At 70.2% G+C, this 16,760-nt stretch carries 15 protein-coding genes and 1 pseudogene; 6 read left to right on the top strand and 10 right to left on the bottom strand.

The features are described 5' to 3' along the window. Position 1: 1 nt before the first annotated feature. Together J3S20_RS05690 and J3S20_RS05685 are read left to right on the top strand one after the other, a co-directional pair. Entirely contained in the window at positions 2–1,192 is a 1,191-nt protein-coding gene (locus J3S20_RS05690) for a sensor histidine kinase (protein ID WP_216835281.1), read from the top strand. Positions 1,193–1,212: 20 nt separating this feature from the next. Continuing rightward, entirely contained in the window at positions 1,213–1,800 is a 588-nt protein-coding gene (locus tag J3S20_RS05685) for a response regulator transcription factor (RefSeq protein ID WP_343215164.1), read from the top strand. Positions 1,801–1,848: 48 nt separating this feature from the next. Here the strand turns inward: J3S20_RS05685 and J3S20_RS05680 are convergent, their stop codons facing one another. Next, positions 1,849–2,388, bottom strand: a complete 540-nt coding sequence (locus J3S20_RS05680) for a fasciclin domain-containing protein (RefSeq protein WP_216835279.1) — start codon at positions 2,386–2,388, stop codon at positions 1,849–1,851. Positions 2,389–2,814: 426 nt separating this feature from the next. Next, the gene (locus J3S20_RS05675) at positions 2,815–3,039 is read right to left on the bottom strand and encodes a hypothetical protein (RefSeq protein ID WP_216835278.1); all 225 of its coding nucleotides are present in this window, start codon (positions 3,037–3,039) and stop codon (positions 2,815–2,817) included. A gap of 62 nt (positions 3,040–3,101) precedes the next feature. On the opposite strand from J3S20_RS05675, the pseudogene J3S20_RS05670 reads away from it, so the two are divergent. After that, positions 3,102–3,446, top strand: a pseudogene (locus J3S20_RS05670) (recombinase family protein); the annotation flags it as partial. 331 nt (positions 3,447–3,777) lie between these two features. Here J3S20_RS05670 and J3S20_RS05665 read toward each other — a convergent pair. The 3 genes from J3S20_RS05665 to J3S20_RS05655 are packed head-to-tail and all read right to left on the bottom strand — an operon-like array spanning position 3,778 to position 7,468. Then, a complete protein-coding gene (locus J3S20_RS05665) occupies positions 3,778–5,781 on the bottom strand; it encodes a tripartite tricarboxylate transporter permease (RefSeq protein ID WP_216835277.1) in 2,004 nt (667 codons plus the stop codon). Next, a complete protein-coding gene (locus J3S20_RS05660; RefSeq protein WP_216835276.1) occupies positions 5,781–6,521 on the bottom strand; it encodes an aspartate racemase/maleate isomerase family protein in 741 nt (246 codons plus the stop codon). The genes J3S20_RS05665 and J3S20_RS05660 overlap by 1 nt, the downstream gene beginning before the upstream one ends. After that, positions 6,521–7,468 carry a Bug family tripartite tricarboxylate transporter substrate binding protein gene (locus J3S20_RS05655; protein WP_216835275.1) on the bottom strand — a complete coding sequence of 316 codons (948 nt, stop codon included), beginning with the start codon at positions 7,466–7,468 and terminating at the stop codon, positions 6,521–6,523. The genes J3S20_RS05660 and J3S20_RS05655 overlap by 1 nt, the downstream gene beginning before the upstream one ends. Before the next feature lie 146 nt (positions 7,469–7,614). On the opposite strand from J3S20_RS05655, the gene J3S20_RS05650 reads away from it, so the two are divergent. Beyond that, positions 7,615–8,637, top strand: coding sequence for an ABC transporter substrate-binding protein (locus J3S20_RS05650; protein WP_216835274.1), 1,023 nt, complete (start codon positions 7,615–7,617; stop codon positions 8,635–8,637). A gap of 48 nt (positions 8,638–8,685) precedes the next feature. Here the strand turns inward: J3S20_RS05650 and J3S20_RS05645 are convergent, their stop codons facing one another. The 4 genes from J3S20_RS05645 to J3S20_RS05630 all read right to left on the bottom strand — a co-directional run bounded on the left by J3S20_RS05645 (position 8,686) and on the right by J3S20_RS05630 (position 10,968). Then, positions 8,686–10,071: an amidohydrolase family protein gene (locus J3S20_RS05645; RefSeq protein ID WP_216835273.1), complete on the bottom strand. Its 1,386-nt coding sequence runs from the start codon at positions 10,069–10,071 to the stop codon at positions 8,686–8,688. Between the two features lie 114 nt (positions 10,072–10,185). Next, entirely contained in the window at positions 10,186–10,323 is a 138-nt protein-coding gene (locus tag J3S20_RS05640) for a hypothetical protein (protein WP_216835272.1), read from the bottom strand. Between the two features lie 35 nt (positions 10,324–10,358). Then, positions 10,359–10,667 carry a DUF1488 family protein gene (locus tag J3S20_RS05635; protein ID WP_216835271.1) on the bottom strand — a complete coding sequence of 103 codons (309 nt, stop codon included), beginning with the start codon at positions 10,665–10,667 and terminating at the stop codon, positions 10,359–10,361. Positions 10,668–10,710: 43 nt separating this feature from the next. Next, the gene (locus tag J3S20_RS05630) at positions 10,711–10,968 is read right to left on the bottom strand and encodes a hypothetical protein (RefSeq protein WP_216835270.1); all 258 of its coding nucleotides are present in this window, start codon (positions 10,966–10,968) and stop codon (positions 10,711–10,713) included. 251 nt (positions 10,969–11,219) lie between these two features. On the opposite strand from J3S20_RS05630, the gene J3S20_RS30740 reads away from it, so the two are divergent. Both J3S20_RS30740 and J3S20_RS05620 read left to right on the top strand, forming a co-directional pair. Next, entirely contained in the window at positions 11,220–13,655 is a 2,436-nt protein-coding gene (locus tag J3S20_RS30740) for an ATP-binding protein (RefSeq protein WP_216835269.1), read from the top strand. A gap of 169 nt (positions 13,656–13,824) precedes the next feature. Further along, the gene (locus J3S20_RS05620; protein ID WP_216835268.1) at positions 13,825–15,654 is read left to right on the top strand and encodes a hypothetical protein; all 1,830 of its coding nucleotides are present in this window, start codon (positions 13,825–13,827) and stop codon (positions 15,652–15,654) included. A 13-nt stretch (positions 15,655–15,667) separates the two neighbouring features. Here the strand turns inward: J3S20_RS05620 and J3S20_RS31055 are convergent, their stop codons facing one another. Then, positions 15,668–16,705 carry a class I SAM-dependent methyltransferase gene (locus J3S20_RS31055; RefSeq protein WP_216835267.1) on the bottom strand — a complete coding sequence of 346 codons (1,038 nt, stop codon included), beginning with the start codon at positions 16,703–16,705 and terminating at the stop codon, positions 15,668–15,670. Positions 16,706–16,760: the final 55 nt, after the last annotated feature.

Here is a 16,760-nt window from a genome sequence, read left to right as displayed (position 1 = left end):
GATGGAGCAACTCTCCCCCGCATCCACGCTGACAGATGCCTTTCACGGTCTAGGCATCTCCGTCTGGACGGAGGATTGGCGTGCGGTCGGACAGGCCATTCTCGCCCTGCGCGCGGCCGGTATCGACCCTGTGCAGCATCTCGCCACCGCACCCGGGGAACTCGCCAGGCTGCACGCCACCGTGCAGGTGACGGACGTGAACAACTTCACGCTCGAGCTGATGGGCATGCCGGACAAGCGAATGCTGATCGGCTCGCTCGCGGAGGTGGTGCCCAATTCGGCGCAGACCTTCGCCCGCTGGTTCGCGGCGCTGGCGCGGGGCGACCGGTTCTATCGTTTCGAGAGCCGCGTGCGGCGGCTGGATGGCAGCCTCCGCGACTGCCTGGTCATGGCAAGGCTGCCGCAGGATCCGGAGGGCCTCGCCAGGCTCTTCGTCTGCGTCGTGGACATCACCGGCTACAAGGCGGACCAGATGCGCCTGACCGAGGCGGAGCGCGCTGTCGATCGTGCCTTGCGCGCCTCCGCCATGGGCCTCGTCACCGCCGCGATTGCGCATGAGGTGAACAACCCTCTCGCCGCCGTCGTCACCAATGCCGAAGCCGCGCTGCGCTGGCTGCGCCGGCCGAACCCCGACACCGTCGAGGCCGAAGCCGCGATCGTCGCGGCCATCGGCGATGCGCTGCGGGCGCGTGACGTCGTCGACCGAACCCGCGCGCTGCTGAGCAACGCTCCGCCAAGGCCGGTGGCGCTCGACCCGCATCACGCGATCCGGGATGCCGCGCAGTTCGTCCAGCGCGAACTGCGCCTCGCGGAGGCGACGCTGCGGTTGGAGGTCATGGCCGACACGCCTCGGTTGCTGGCCGACCCGGTCCAGGTGCAGCAGATCCTGACGAATCTGCTGCTCAACGCCGCGCAGGCGCTTGTGGCGCATGACGGGCTGCGCGAGATCGCCCTGCGAGCAAGGCCGCATGCCGCCGGCGTGCTCATCGAGGTGGCGGACAGTGGCGCAGGCATTCCGCCCGACCGACTGCTGCGTGTCTTCGAGCCCTTTTACTCAACCCGCACGGACGGCATCGGCCTCGGCCTCGCCATTTGCCGCACTGCTGCCGAGGCGCAGGGCGGACGAATCTGGGTGAGCGGCGCGCCTGGGAGCGGTGCGTGCTTCCATGTACTGCTACCGGCCGCGCCGTGAACGAGCCGCTAATCCATATCGTGGAAGATGACGCCCCGCTCCGCGAGGCGCTGGTGCGCCTGTTCCGCTCGGCTGCGCTGGCATCGGAGGCGCATTCGTCGGTGGGCGACTTCCTTGGCAGGGCACGACCGGACAGGCCGGGCTGCCTCATCCTCGATGTGCGGCTGCCCGACATGGATGGGCTCGAACTGCACGGCCGGCTGGAGGAGCTTGGGATCGTGCTGCCCACCATTGTCATCACGGGCCATGGCGACATTCCGATGTCGGTACGGGCGATGAAGGCGGGCGTGGTGGACTTCCTGGTCAAGCCGTTCCGCGATCAGGAGATGCTCGATGCCGTCGCCAACGCGTTGGAGCGCGACCAGGCGCGGCGCGCCGCGGCCAGCAGCAGTGCCGACCTGCGCGCCCGCTTCGAAACGCTTTCGGTGCGGGAGCGCGAGGTCATGGCACTCGTCACGGCCGGGCGCATGAACAAGCAGGCGGCGTGGGAGCTGGGGCTCAGCGAGATCACGGTGAAGATCCACCGCCGCGCCGCGATGCAGAAGATGGGCGCGCGCTCGCTCGCCGAGTTGGTGCGCTTGGCGGCGCTGCTGAACGCGCCACCCTAGGCCGGCACGCCACGCGGCCCTGCGACCGCGTGGCGGTAAGGCGGTGGCTCAGCGGACCAGAGACTGGTCGATGATGTGGATCACGCCGTTGGAGCAGGGGATGTCCCCTCGCAGCACCGTGGCGACAACACCATTGCCGGTGCGCAGCGTCACCTTGCCATCGACGTTCGACACCTGGATCGTGTTGCCCGCGCGGGTGCGGGCAGGCATCGTCATACCTGGCTCAAGCGCCGCCGACGTGTAGCGTCCGTCGAGGATATGCGCGTTGACGGCGGCGGGCGCCAGGACAGGGTCGGCGCTGGATTCGCCACCGGCACCCGCTGGGAACAGGATGTTCACCAGGCCGGGCGTGACGGCGGCGACGGCCGCATTGGTCGGCACGAAGAAGGTGAAGGGCCCGACCTCGCGGAAATCCGCGACCAGATGGCTGCGGTTCACGACGCCGACGAAGCGCGACGCGTCTCCCAGACCGGCCAGGGTGTCGATGCAGTTGCGATGCTGCGCATGGGCCGCGGTGCCGGCCAGGGTTGCGCTGATGGCGAAGCCCATGAGCAGGGCGGCGCGATGGAGAGGCTTACGAATGTTCATGGTGATCGCCTTTCTGGCTAAGGGGCGGAAGCGGGTTGCTTGCGCCGGGATCGTCGGCTCGCCATGCCTCGCCGGTCCTCCTGCCGCCTGCATTGTTGCAGGAACGTCTGGTCAGCCGTCGTGCATCGCCGCCGCACAATGGGGCAAGCCCTTTCGGCCTGATTGAAGTGGACTGCCCTGTTTGGCGATTCTAGCCGCAGCAGCACGCGCCCCAGCAGTCTGGCTTGGCAGTTTCCAGTTGGTCTCCAGCGCCAGACTCCGCGTCCTCACCGGCACCGCGGGACAGGCGTATAGGACGGTCCGCGAGGCCTCCGGCAACCCGACGAGCCGCAATGCCTCGAGGTCGATTCGCCCGTCGAAGCCCTCGATCCCCAACTGCGCTTAGACCACGCCTTCTCCGACCCGGATCGTCTGCCGCCGGTTCAGCTAGGCGTCGACCATCACCGCACCGGCGTTCCAGCTCTTCACCGGGCGGTTCCACTGCATTGTGGTACCGGAGGCCAGCACGTCACCACCGGTGTCCTCCCGCACATTGGCCGCCCCCTTGGGCACGCCTGTTTCTGGCGTGATGCTGACCAGTTCCAGCCATACGGTCTGGCCGGCGATGCGCTGGCTGAGGTTCAGTGCGACCATCGCGCGCAGCGGCAGCATGAAGACTGCCGGCTGAACAGGACCAGCTCGTCATCCAGCGTGGTGCCAGTGGAGAGCCGGCCATGCCTGCGACGACGAAGCTGCGCTGCGCCGTCTACAAGCGGAAGTCCACGGACGAGGGGCTGGAGAAGGAGTTCAATACCCTCGACGCGCAGCGCGACGCCTGCGAGGCCTACATCACCAGCCAGCGCGCCGAGGGGTGGATGCTGGTGCGCGACCGCTACGACGATGGCGGCTTCTCCGGCGGCACGCTGAAGGGGCCGGCACTGCAGCGCCTGCTGCGCGCTATCCAGGCCGGCCTGGTCGATGTGATCGTGGTCTACAAGATCGACCGTCCGTCCCGCTCACGGATGGATTTCGCCAAGCTGGCGGAGGTGATGGGCGCATATGGCGTGACCTTCGTGTCCGTCAAACAGTGCCGACGCGTCCGGGGACCTGGTAGCGGCCCGATCGCCGACATTCTTCTCGTGATGGGGAATGCCGGCATCTGTGTCGCGAAGGAGGAAGTCGGACGCGCGGCGATGGATGGGCTTTCGCGTTGGTCAGGCGCGGCTCATCGGCCCTATGTGCTGATTGCTGCAGATAAGGACAGATGTGCGCGCTCGCGGCTCGACGCAGCACATGTCCTGGCAGGAGGCGGCCAAGGCCTGAGGTCGCGACTGAGCACCGCAGGGGCGATCCGGCGCCATAGCAATAGCTTCCTGAGCACCAGATCCGTCCAAGGGGAGGGATCGTGCTCTACGGCGCCGGCATCACCTCCCCGCCCATCACGCCCGGCAGCAGCGGCGCCACCACGCCGCGCCAGAGCGGGCTGTCCACCAGCCAGGAAAAGCCCAGCGGCAGGGCCAGGGCGAAGATCGCCACCATCGCCACGGCGCGGCCGGGCGACCGGCGCTGCACGCCGATCCAGAAGGCGGCCAGGAAGGCGGCCATGCCGGCGAGGAAACCAAGCCACAGCGCCACGCCCAGCGCCGCCACCAGCAGGGCGGCCAGGCGCAGCGTGGCCGCGGCCTCCGGCCCCGAAGTGGCCTCCCGCCCCCGCCAGGCCTGCACCAGCACCAGCGCCAGCAGTAGCGCGGCGAGGCCCAGCACGCCCGGCGCCACGATGCCGCCGCGCCAGCCCGGCGCCATCGCCTGCCACAGCAGCGCCAGTGCCGCCACCAGCATCAGCGCGCCAAACAGGATGGCACCGCGCGAGAAGCCCGCCGCATCCGCCGCCTCCCGCCGCCCGCGCACCACCTTGGCCCCGCAGACCAGCGCCGCGATGGCGGTGATCGCCGCCAGCCCGGCCGCCACCGGGGAGCCAATGAAGACGGTGTAGTCACCCAGCGAGCTTTGCAGCGCGGTGTAGAAATTCCGCTCGATGACATCGCCCAGCACGAAGCCGATGACCACGCCGATCACCGAATAGCCATAGAGCCGCAGGAAGGCGCCAAACACGCCGATGCCGAGCAGCAGGCCGAGATCGAGGAAATTGGAGCGAACCGTATAGGCGGACATCAGGGACGCCACGAGCACCGCCGGCGCCAGGATGCCCATGTCGAAGCCCGGCAGCCGCGCCAGCCAGGGGCTGGCCGCCGCGGTGCCGACGCTGGCGACCAGGTTGGAAAACAGCAGGCCGAAGACCAGCGCCCAGGCCAGCGCGCCATGGGTGGTCATGAAGCTCGGCCCCGGCTCCAGCCCATGGATCTGCCAGGCGGCCAGCACCAGCGCCATCTCCGCATTGCCGGGGATGCCGAAGAGCAGGGTGGGGAACAGCGCGCCGCCTTCCTTGGAATTGGTCGCGGCCTCCGTCGCCACCAGCGCGTCCTCCGCCCCCTTGCCGATCTGGCTGGCATCCTTGGTGGTGGCGACGGCCAGGTTGTAGGACAGGAATTGCGCGACCGTGCCGCCCACGCCGGGCAGCGCGCCTACGGCGGTGCCGAGCGCGGAGGAGCGCAGGAAGATGCCGGGATGGCGGAAGGGCGCCTTCCAGCCATCGCGCATCTGCTGCTTCCAGTCATCGCCGACCCGCGCCACGGCATTGGTGGCGATGCCGGACTCCCGCCCCCGCGCCCAGACGCCCGCCACCTGCAACAGGCATTCCGAGACGACGAGGAAGCCGATGATGACCACCACGATCTCCAGCCCATCCAGCAGGTAGCTGCTGCCGAAGGTGAAGCGCGGCACCGGCAGGCGGGGCCCGCCCATGCCGATGATGGCGAGGAAGACGCCGATGGCGATGGCGACCAGCCCCTTGGCCGGCGACCCCGCCACCGCCAGCACCATGGTCACCAACCCGAACACCGCGACCCAGAAGGTCTCGGCCGGGCCGAAGGAAAGCAGGAAGGGCAGGAAGACCGGCACCAGCGCCACCAGCACCACCACGCCGAAGACGGCGCCGAGCCAACTGGCGGAGGCCGAAAGGTTCAGCGCGAAGACGGCGCGGCCGGCGCGCGTCATCGGATAGCCCTCCAGCGTCGTCGCCGCATTCTGCGCCGTGCCGGGGATGTTCAGCACGATGGCCGTCACGGCCCCGCCATTGCCGGCGGCGCCGATGATGCCGGCGAAGAAATACATCGCCTGGGCCGGCGTCCACCAATAGGTCAGCGGCAGGAACACCGACATGGCCGTGATGGATTGCAGCCCCGGCAGGATGCCGAAGACATAGCCCACGGCGGTGCCGAAGATCATGAAGACCAGCGCATCGAAGGTGGTGGCCTGGGCCAGCCCCTCCATCAGCGCCTGGGCGAGATTGTCCATCAGTTGGCGAACTTGTCGAGAAGCATGCCGTGGCCGCGGGCGATGCCGCCGACGCCCAGCGCGCGGAAGGCGGCCAGGAAGTCCGCATGGTTCTGCGCCACGACGGGCTTGCCGAGGCGGGCTTCCAGCGCTCGAACCACCTCCACCGCCGGCACCTGGCCGGAAGGCAGCCAGATGGCGTCGAAATCCGGATCCTCGGCTGCTGCGGCCAACGCCGTGCGGAACAGCACATCCGGCGGGATGTCCTGGAGGAAGTCGAAATGCGCGGGCACGCTGGCGATGCGGGAGAAGCCGTAGCCCTCGGCCTCCACGAAGGCGCGCATCTGGCCGTTCAGCGTCGCGTGGAAGGGCGTGACGGCCAGGATGCGCCGGGCGCCAAGGGCGGCAAAAGCATCGAGCGCGCAGCGGATGGTGGTGCCGCAGGGGATGCCGTTCGAGACCTCCGCCATCTCGGCCAGCAGCAAGCGGTCATAGCCCGGCCCCTGCGCCACCACGATGGGGGAGGCGACGTGCAGGATGTAGTCCACCTTGCGCGCGGCCAGGTAGCGCACGGACTCCTTCAGCTGCGCCAGCGCCTGGCCGTACTGGTTGCCAGCCCAGCCGCCCATGCCGGTCGTGATGCCGCAGATCATGCAGCCCTCGGGGGCGATGCGCTGGAAATCCAGCGGGATGCGTTCCAGCACCGTCGGGCTGATCACGCCGATCCGCGCGCGCCAGCCCGGCAGCAGCAGGCTGTGCATCAGAAGGCGCCGCGCAGCGTGGCCGCATTCTGCTGCAGCAGCGCCTGGGCGCGGGCCAGGCTCTCGGGATAGGTCGCGGAGAAGGTCCAGTCGCGCTCCAGCTGCGCCTGGGTGACGAAGGCCTCCCACTCCGGCTTGGCCATGGCGGCATTCAGCGCCGCGATCAGGCGGTCCCGGATTGCCGCCGGCAGCGCCGGCGGGGCTGCGACGCCGCGGATGACCGTGACATCGGCCAGGCTGGCCAGGTTGATGTCATTCAGTGCCGGCAGTTCCGGCAGCCGCGCATCGCGCTGCGCCGACCAGGACAGCAGCGGCCGCACCGCATTGGCCGCGATATGGTCGCGCCAGAGCGTCGGGCCGAGGGAGGCGATATCCACATCGCCGCGCACCGCCGCCAGCACCAGTTCCGGCGGCCCCTGGACCGAGACGAAGGCGACGGGGAAGCCCATCTGCGCACCCAGCAGCGCGCATTGCGCGGCGCCGGTGGAAATGCCGCCGAAGGTGCCGCAGCGCACCGGCTGGCGCATGGAACGCAGCGCCTCCAGGCTCGCCACCCGGCCACGGGCGGAGGCCACCATGGTCTGCACCCCGGCGGAGAAATGGCCGAGCCAGGTGAAGCGCAGCACGTCGAAGGGCTGCGGCTGCACGATGGCCAGCGCCATCTGCGCCACCGGATCGCCATAGCCGATGGTCTGGCCATCCGGCGCGGCGCGATAGACGCGGTTGTAGCCATTGGCGCCGGGGATGTTCTGGACCGCCACGGGCACGCCGAGCTCGGCCGAAAGCAGGGGCGCGACGACGCGCATATTGCGGTCGGCCAGGGATCCCGCGGTGAAGGGCACGACGATCTCGATCGGCCGGCTGGGCTGCCAGGTCTGCGCCAAGGCCGGCGTGGCGAGTGTCGCCATCGCGGCAAGCATCACGCCGAGGAAACGCATCGCTCGCATTTGTCCTGTCCTTTGTGACCGGCCGCCAGGATCGGGCGCGACACTTCCTCTGTCCAGCGTCCGGGCGATGCCGGTTCACGGCATGGCGCTTGCTGGATTTCAGCCGCGCCGCGCACCGCGCAATCCAAGACCGGAGGCTGCCCAAGATGCACGCATTCACCCGCCGCAATGTCCTGACATCTGCCTTATTGCTGCCCAGCCTGGCCGCGCCCGCCCTGGCCCAGGGGGCCCGCCGGCCCGTGAAATTCTGCCTGGACTGGGCCTGGCAATCCGCCCATTCGGCCTGGACGCTCGCCGCCGACCGCGGCTTCTTCGCGGAAGCCGGCCTCGATGTGCAGATCGACCGCGGCTTCGGCTCCGGCGATACGCTGACCAAGGTGGCCGCAGGCACCTATGACATCGGCTTCGCCGACACCAACCTCGCGCTGAAGTTCAACACCGAGAATCCGGGCAGCCAGGTCACCTCGGTCTTCGTGCTGTATGACGCCTCGCCCAATGCGGCGATCTTCCTGAAATCCTCGGGCATCACCAAGCCAAAGGACCTGGAGGGGCGCAGCGTCTCCGTCTCCCCGGGCGAGGGCACGCATCTGCTCTTCCCGATCTTTGCCCGCGCCAACCAGCTGGATGTGTCGAAGATCAACCTGCTGTCCGTCACGGCGCAGCTGCGCGACACCATGGTGATCCAGCGCCGGGCGGATGCGACGCTGGGCTTCCTAACCACCACGGCGCTGAACATGGTGGGCACCGGCGTGCCGCTGCGCGACATCGGCTGGCTGCAATACAACCAGTGGGGCGTGCAGCTCTATTCCTCGGGCCTCGTGGTCCGCAAAGCCTTCGCGGAGCAGAATCCGGATGTGGTGCGCGCCTTCAACCAGGCGACGGTGCGCGGGCTGCGCGCCATGCTGGCCGAGCCCGCCGCCGCCATGGAATCCCTGAAGCGCCGCGAGCCGCTGATCGACACGGCGGTGGAGATCGCACGCAACGAGCTGATCAACGAGGTCGCGCTGCTGACGCCGCATGTGCGCGCCAATGGTGTTTCCAGCGTGGTGAAGGAGCGCTTCGAGACCTCCGCCCGCCAGGTGGCGGAGGCTTTTGGCATTCCCGGCACGCCGACGATGGATTTCACCTATACCGACCGCTACCTGCCCGACGACCGCAAGATCGTCTGATGCCCATGGCCCTCCCCCGCGCTTGCGGGGGAGGGTTGGGTGGGGGCGCTACGCCATGCGCGCCGCAATGCCGGCGGGCACGCGCCCCAGCCGCCGCGCCGCGTCCCAGACGCGGCGGATGGCGGCGGCGCCGCGGCGCACCACCGCGGCCTCGTCCACACCCTGCACCCGGCGGTCGCGGATCAGCGGCTTGCCGTCCACCAGCATCGTGTGCAGGTCGGCCGCCACGCCATTGGTCAGCAGCGCCTGCAGCGGGTTCCACACCGGCTGGTAGCGCGCGCCGGACAGGTCGAAGAGCAGCAAGTCCGCCGTCGCGCCCACCGCCAGCGTGCCGAGATCCTCCCGCCCGATGGCGGCGGCGCCGGCGGCCGTGGCGGCGCGCAGCATCGCCTCCCCGCTCGCGATGCCGCCGCGCCCGGCCTGCACCTTGGCCAGCAGTGCCGCCGCGCGCAGCTCCGCCACCATGTCGAGGCCGACGCCATCCGTCCCGACGCCAAGGTTGATCCCGGCCTCCAGGAACCGCGCGAAAGGCACGGCGACGCCGAAGCGGGAGAAGGCATAGGGGCAGGAGGCCACGGCCGCGCCGTGGTCGCGGATCATCGCCAGCTCGGCATCGGTGGCCATCACGCAATGCGCCAGCACCGTGCCGGGCCGCAGCAGGCCGAGGTCTCGGATGTGTTCGATAGGGGACTTGCCGTAGCGGGCGCGCACGATGTCGAGCTCCACCTGGCTCTGCGCCGCATGGATGGTCAGCGGGCAGCCGATATCGTCGACCACGTCGCGGATGCGGATGAGCAATTCCGGCGTGCAGGTATCCAGCCCATGCGGCCCGAAGCCGATGCGGGTGCGCCCGCGTGGGCCCTCGTCGTATTCGGCGAACAGCTCCATCACCCTGTCGAAGCCGGTCTCCGCCGTTTCCGGCGCCGTCACCGGCCTGCCGTCCGGCCCCATGTCCATCTTGGGTGTCGAGAACAGGTAGGGGCAGGAATAGGTCCGCAGCCCCAGCCGCCGTCCACGTTCGATGAAGGGCGCCTGCTGCAGGCGCCAGACATCCATGATGGTGGTGGATCCGCCCTTCAGCGTCTCCAGCAGCGCCATCTCGGCCACGTCGCCGATGGCCTCCGCGTCCAACACCTCCGCCGCGATGTCGCCGAGCGGCATCAGCAGGGAATAGACGATGTCGCCCGGCAGCTCGCCCTCGGCGATGTCATCCGCCAGGCCGCGGAACAGCGGGGCGCTGAAGGCGTGGTTGTGCAGGTTGACGAAGCCCGGCAGCAGCAGGCTTTCGGGCAGGCTGATCCGCTCGGCGTCGAGCGTCGGACGCTGCGTCGTGACATCGGCGATGCGGCCGTCCCGCACCACCACGAAGCGCCCGCTGCGCAACCCGGCCTGCGCGTCCCAGATCCAGCCGGGTTCGAGGATCAGCGTCTTCATGGTCAGCCTCCGCACCGTGCCAGGCGATCATGGCACGGGCGGGACCTTCCAAGAATCAGGCCAGCGCGGCGCCGCGGCGGGAAACCAGGCCGGCCCGGGCGGCGCCCGCTTCGCTCAGCCCTTCTCGGGCTTCGGCGGGGGCGCCTTCTTGGTCGGCTCGCGGGTGAAGGGGGAAGCGGCGGCGGCCTCCGGCTTCTTCGCGGCCTTCGGCTTCTTCGCTTCCCGGTTGGAACGCTGTTGGCCCTTGGCCATGGTCGTGATCCTTCGCTCGGTTCAGGCCGCTCGGTTCAGGCAGGCGGTGCAGGGGGCGGCGCGGCGGGCGCCGCGTCCTCGATATCCTCGGTCCAGATATGCAGCAGCCCCGCCGCGGCGCCGGAGCGGGCGCGGTGCTTGTCCAGCGCGATCGCCTCGATGCGCGGCCGCAGCGCGGCGAAGCACTGCATCAGGTCGGCCGGCTTGAAGCGGCGTATCTCGCTGATGTCCTGCAGCGCGTTCATCGAGATGGCGCAGGGCACCAGCTGGTCCGCATCCACCACCTCGAACAGCACGCGGCGGCCGTCCCAGCGCGGGGCGGGCGTGCTGGGGGTTGCGGGCATGTTTTGGCTCATCCGGCGTTCCTCGTCTCGTGGATCCCTCGCCTCACGCCGCATCGATCAGCTGCGCGGCCTCGAGGTCGCGTGCAGTGACGGCATGGGCCTCGATCAGCTCGCCCGCGCGCTCGGGGCGCCGGGTCAGGGTGGTGGAGGTGCGGCGCCAGGCGGGGAAGGACAGGGCCTCGATCAGCTCCTCCTCCACCTCCACCGTATAGGTGCCGGCAGGCAGCTTCTGCGCCAGGCCGGGCAGGGCGAAGGGGCGGCGGAACACCAGCTGCTCGCGGCTCGTGCGGGTCTGGGTCATTTCGAGGCGCCGCTTGTGCGGGTGAACATGCCATTGTCCTCCGGGGCCCTTGCCCAGCCCCGGCGCGGATCGGTCCAGCGCCAGCATGGTATATGGGGTGGCGGCGCCCCGATACCAGCGGCTTCGCGCCGCCAGGCGCATGGGGCGGCCTTGCCCCGCGCCGCGCCAGAAGGCATGGGAGGCGGGTGGAACGCCCGACGCCCGCGCGCCCGACGGGGACGCCACGCCATGCCCCATGACGGAGCCCCCCGTTGGACTCAGCCGCGCCTGGACCGCCCCCGCCGGACGCCGCGACCGATCCCGGGCGCGCGGCCGGCCGCCCGGTGCGGCGCCACCTGGTGCTTTTCGCGGCCGCGCTGGCGCTCCCCATCCTGGTCTTCGTCGCCACCCTGTCCAACCGCTTCGCCGAGGCGCAGCGCGACCGGCTGGAGGATGAGGCGCTGAACACCGCCCGCGCCGTCGCCCTGGCGGTGGACCGGGAGCTGACGGCCATCGCCGCCACGCTGAACCTGCTGGCCCTGTCGCCGCAGCTGGCGGAGGGGGACCTGCCGGGCTTTCACCGCCTGACGGTGGAGCTGCGCCAGCGGCTGGGCATGGCGGCGGTGCTGCGCGACCCCGACGGGCGGCAGCGCCTGAACGCCTGGCTGGCGCCGGGTGAGCCGCCGACCACCACCTCCCCGCTGCCGCCGCCGGCGCCGGGCCGCAATCACCTGGTGGTCACCGACCTGTTCCGCGGCATCCTGCACCAGGTGCCGATGTTCGCCGTGGAGCTGCCGGTCGGCGTGCCGGTGCAGGGCGAGCCGGGCGGGCTCTACCTCAGCCTCAGCACGCCGGCGGACCGCATCCGCCATGTGCTGGAGGACCGCCAGGCACCGGAGGGCTGGACGCTCGCCGTGGTCGATGGCCAGGGCCGCATCCTGGCGCGCAACACCCGGCACGAGGAGTTCGTCGGCCAGCTGGCGACGGAGGATCTGCGCCGCCATACCGGCGGGTGGGAAGGCAGCTGGCACGGCTTCACGGCGGATGGCACGCCGGTGCTGGGCAGCTTCGCCAAGACCGCCCTGGCCGATTGGCGGGTCGCGGTGGGCGTGCCGCTCGCCACGCTGAACCAGCCGCTGGACCGCGCGCTGCTGCTGCTCGGCTCGATCGGCGGCGGGCTTGCCCTGCTGTCGCTGGTGCTGGCGCTGGTGCTCGGCCGCCGCATCGCCAATCCGCTGCTGCGCCTGGCCGCCCAGGCCCGGGCCCTGGGGCGGGGCGAGCCGGTGGCGCCGGTGCCGAGCGGCATCCGCGAAGTCTCCGAGACCGCCGCAGCCCTGGCCGAGGCCTCCCGCACCATCCTGGGGCGGGAGGAGGAGCTGCGCCGGCTGAACGAGGCGCTGGAACAGCGCGTGGCGGAACGCACGCGGGACCTGGCCGAGACCAATGCCCGGCTGGTCGCCGCCGCCAGCGGGCGGGACAGGGCAGAGGCGCAGCTGCGCCAGTCGCAGAAGATGGAAGCGGTGGGCCGGCTGACCGGCGGCGTGGCGCATGACTTCAACAACCTGCTGACCGTCGTCATCGGCAATCTCGCCTTGGCCCGCCGCCGCCTTGGGGAGCTGGAGGGCCAGGGCGATCCCGCCGCGCGCCAGGCGCTGGAAGGGCGCATCGGCCGGGGCATCGACAATGCCCTGGAAGGTGCCAATCGCGCGGCGACGCTGACCCAGCGGCTGCTCGCCTTCTCCCGCCAGCAGCCCCTGGCGCCGGAGCCGGTGGATGCCAATCGCCTGGTCGCCGGCATGTCCGACCTGCTGCGGCGGACGCTGGGCGAAGATATCGAGATCGAGACCGTGCTCTCGGGCGGGCTCTGGCGCGCGCATGCGGATCCGAACCAGCTGGAGGCCTCGCTGCTGAACCTGGCGGTGAATGCGCGCGATGCCATGCCCGCCGGCGGCAAGCTGACCATCGAGACGGCGAATGCCCACCTGGACGAGGCCTATGCGGCGGGGCGGGAGGATGTGGAGGCCGGGCAATATGTGCTGATCTGCGTCTCCGACACCGGCACCGGCATGTCGGCCGATGTGGTCAGCCGCGCCTTCGAGCCCTTCTTCACCACCAAGCCCACGGGCCAGGGCACCGGCCTCGGCCTCAGCCAAGTCTATGGCTTCGCGCGCCAGTCCGGCGGCCATGCCGCGATCTACAGCGAACCAGGCCAGGGCAGCACGGTGAAGCTCTACCTGCCGCGGCTGCGGGAGGCGGAGGCGGCGGCGGCCGAGCGCGCCCGGCCGGCCGAGCCCGGCCCGGCCGCCGCCAATGGCAGCCTGCGCCTGGCCCCCACCCTGCCGCCGGGCGCAACCGTGCTGGTGGTGGAGGACGAGGACATGGTGCGGGACTTCGCGGTGGCCGCCCTGGCGGAGGCCGGCTGCCGCCCCATCGCCGCCGCCGATGGCCCCGCCGCCCTGGCGCTGCTGGAGGCGCATCCGGAGGTGACGCTGCTGTTCACCGACGTGGTGCTGGTCGGCCCGATGAACGGGCGGGAACTGGCCGCCGCCGCCCTGGCGCGGCGCCCGCGCCTGCGCGTGCTGTTCACCACCGGCTACACGCGCAACGCCATCATCCACCACGGCCGGCTGGATGAGGGGGTGAACTTCCTCGGCAAACCCTATACCGCCGTCGCGCTGGTGGAGCGCATCGGCCGCCTGCTGGTCTGACCGGCGGGCGCGTAAGGGCAATTCGCGGCGGTTCCACCGCCGGGGCGGTTAGCGGCGGTTCCACCGCCGGGGCGGTTAACGGCGGTTTCACCGCCTTGCGGCAGATTGCGCAGGCCGGCCCAGCACGGGCCGAGGAGCCTCGCATGACCCCTTCGGCCCTGGCCTGGCCATGTCCGCAATAACGGACAGCATCTTCACCTGGACCTTCCGCGCCACCACCGGCGACAGCTGGGGCGGCACGCTGGTTGAGGATTCCACGCGCTACGTGGTGGGCAGCACGCTCGCCACCGCGCATGGCACCTACACCATCGTCGCCAGCGATCCGCAGGGCACGGATCTCGGCCAGTTCGACATGGAGGAGGGCTGGATCGCGGTCGGCTGGTATCGCGACCGCACCGGCAGCTGGATGCTGACCCAGCTGGGAGAGGGAAGCCCGGCCGGCCTGGGCGGGCTGGGCAGCGAGGTGGATGCCGCCTGGAACGGCACCGGCTGGGACAGTTTCGGCCGCGGCGGCGCGGATCAGGCCGATCCGGGCGACCTGGCGGACAGCCTCTTCACCTGGGTCTTCAATGCCGATGGCGGCGATGCGCTGTTCGGCACGCTGCTGGCCGATAGCGTGGACTGGGCGCCGGGCGACACGCTGCGCACCGACCACGGCACCTATCGCATCCTGACGGAAACACCCTTCGGCCAGGACCAGGCGGAGGCGGGCAGCGAGGGCACGGTGCGCACCACCCGCTACTGGGACGCGCAGGCCAAGGTGGACTTCAACCTTGAAAGCGGCGGCACGGCGGCCACCGGCTATGCCGGGCTGGGCAGCGAGCTGGACCGCGCCTGGACCGGCACCGCCTGGGTGCAGGTAGGGCTGGGCGGTTCGCTGCAGGCCGACCGGATCCCGGATTCCCTTTTCGACTGGACCTTCCAGATGCCGAACGGGGATCGCTACTTCGGCCGCATGGTCGGCCACAGCACCGCCTGGGATGTCGGCGATACCGTCACCATGCCGGGCGGCACCTATACCATCACCGGCACCGCCTCGCTCGGCGGGCAGGCGATGGCCCATGGCACGGTCTGGACCACCGGCGGCTATTTCGACGCCAGCGCGAACCAGCAGCTGACCAGCTATTCCGCCTATGTGCTGGGCGGCGCGCCCAGCGGCTATGGCGGGCTGGGCTCGGAATTCGACTATGCCTGGGACGGCGACGAATGGGACGATTTCGGCCGCGCCGGCACGGTGCAGGCCAGCCTGGAACAGCCGGCCCGCTTCTCCTGGTATTTCCAGCACGCGACCAGCGGCGACATCTATGCGGGCTTCGCCGTGGCCGATGCGGGTCTCTATGCCATCGGCCAGCAGATTCCCGGCGCCCGCGGCACCTACACCATCTACGACCGCAGCGGGTCCACCAGCGGCGCGGCGGAGGGCACGGTCTGGGTGACCGACTACCTGGATGCGCAATCGCAGCGCTGGATGAAGGGGCGCAGCTGGGAGCAGACCGGCCAGCCGGTGACCCAGGCCGGGCTGGGCCAGGAATACGACTATGTCTGGGACGGCAATGAATGGGACGACTTCGGCCAGGGTGGGATCTACCAGGTCGATGTCGGGCGCGACGGCTATTACGCCTGGGCCTTCTACAGCCAATCCGGGGACCTCTATGCCGGCTGGCTGTCCGAGGATTTCGCCCGCTTCCAGGTGGGCGACCGGCTGCAGGGCGCGCGCGGCTACTACGAGATCTACGCCAAATGGGAACATCCCAACCCGACCCAGATCCGCGACGGCACGCTCTGGATCACCGACTACTACGACAGCAACAGCGAGCGCTGGCTGCCGACGCGGTCCTGGGGGCAGAACGGCCAATCCGCCAGCGAATGGGGGATCGGCAACGAATACGAATATGCCTGGACCGGCAGCCAGTGGATCGGCTTCGGCGTCGGCGGCATCCACGAATTCGACGTGCCGCGCGGCTCCGCCAACAACCCGCCGGAGCCATTCCCCTTCTGAAGCGCGCGGCGCCTCAGCGCGCCGGCTTGCGGCAGACCATCACGTCCTGGAACGACAGCGCGTGCTGCGGCGGCAGCAGCTCCAGCACCTCCAGGTAGCGGCTCCAGTTGCGGCGCGCGACCTCGGCCTTCCAGAAGGCCTGGCTGACGGCGATGTCGCCGTGGTGCAGCCAGTCCACCTGCATGGTCGGCTGGTCCAGCATCCGCGCCGCATGGGCGCGCCGGACCCAGTCCTCGTGCCTGTAACGGTGGTAGTATTCCCAGGCATTCTCGGTGTGGATGGTCTGCACCAGCAGCCCGCCCGGCTTCAGCACGCGCTTCAGCTCCAGCAGCCACATGTCCCACAGGTACTTGATGTGGGTGAAGACGCTGAAGCCGTAGATCACGTCGAGGCTGTTGTCCTCGAAGGGCAGGTGCGGCTGCACCGTGCCGGTGGTCACCGTGTAGTGCTGCGGGAAATGCAGGCGCAGCCATTCGATCGGGCGCGCCTGGATGTCCACGCCATGCAGCCGCCAGCCATGGGCGGCGTGTTCCGCCTCGAAATGCCGCAGCACGCGGCCGGAGGAGCAGCCGAAATCGAGCAGCGCCAGGTCGCGCGGCGCGCCCAGGTGGCGGGCGATGGCGTCGCGCACGATCGTCGCATCCATCTCCCCCATGCGGAGATAGGCGGCGTCATCGGCCGGATAACCGAAGCGGTCCGCCGGCGCGGGCAGCGGCAGCTTCTGGTCGGGCCGCACCACCGGCGGGTCGAAATGCGGTGGCAGGCTGACCTCGTTGTAGTCCAGCGGCTGATGGAAGCCGAAGCGCGGCAGCACCGTGTATTCGGCACGCACCATGGTCAGCGTCCGCTCCATCCGCGCATCCGCCTCACGCTCGGCTTCGGCCTTCCGGGCCGCCTGCAGGGCGGCTGCCTCCGCGGCCTGCTGGTCGATCAATTCCTGCATCCGGTCCAGCACCGCATCCCTGTCCCGCAGCGCGGCGTCGCGGCTTTGCGACAGGCGCTGGATCGGCGGCAGGAGATGGGCGAGCCGACGCAACAGGGGATGGGTCACGCGGGATTTTCCCTTGGCTGAAATGGCGGCCGCTGGCGTCGCGGCGCGTGGCTGA

It is taken from the genome of Falsiroseomonas tokyonensis, assembly GCF_019024325.1.
Lineage (GTDB): Bacteria > Pseudomonadota > Alphaproteobacteria > Acetobacterales > Acetobacteraceae > Falsiroseomonas > Falsiroseomonas tokyonensis.
The sequence above is the reverse complement of the archived record's forward strand: the minus strand, read 5'-3'. Positions and strand labels throughout refer to the sequence as shown.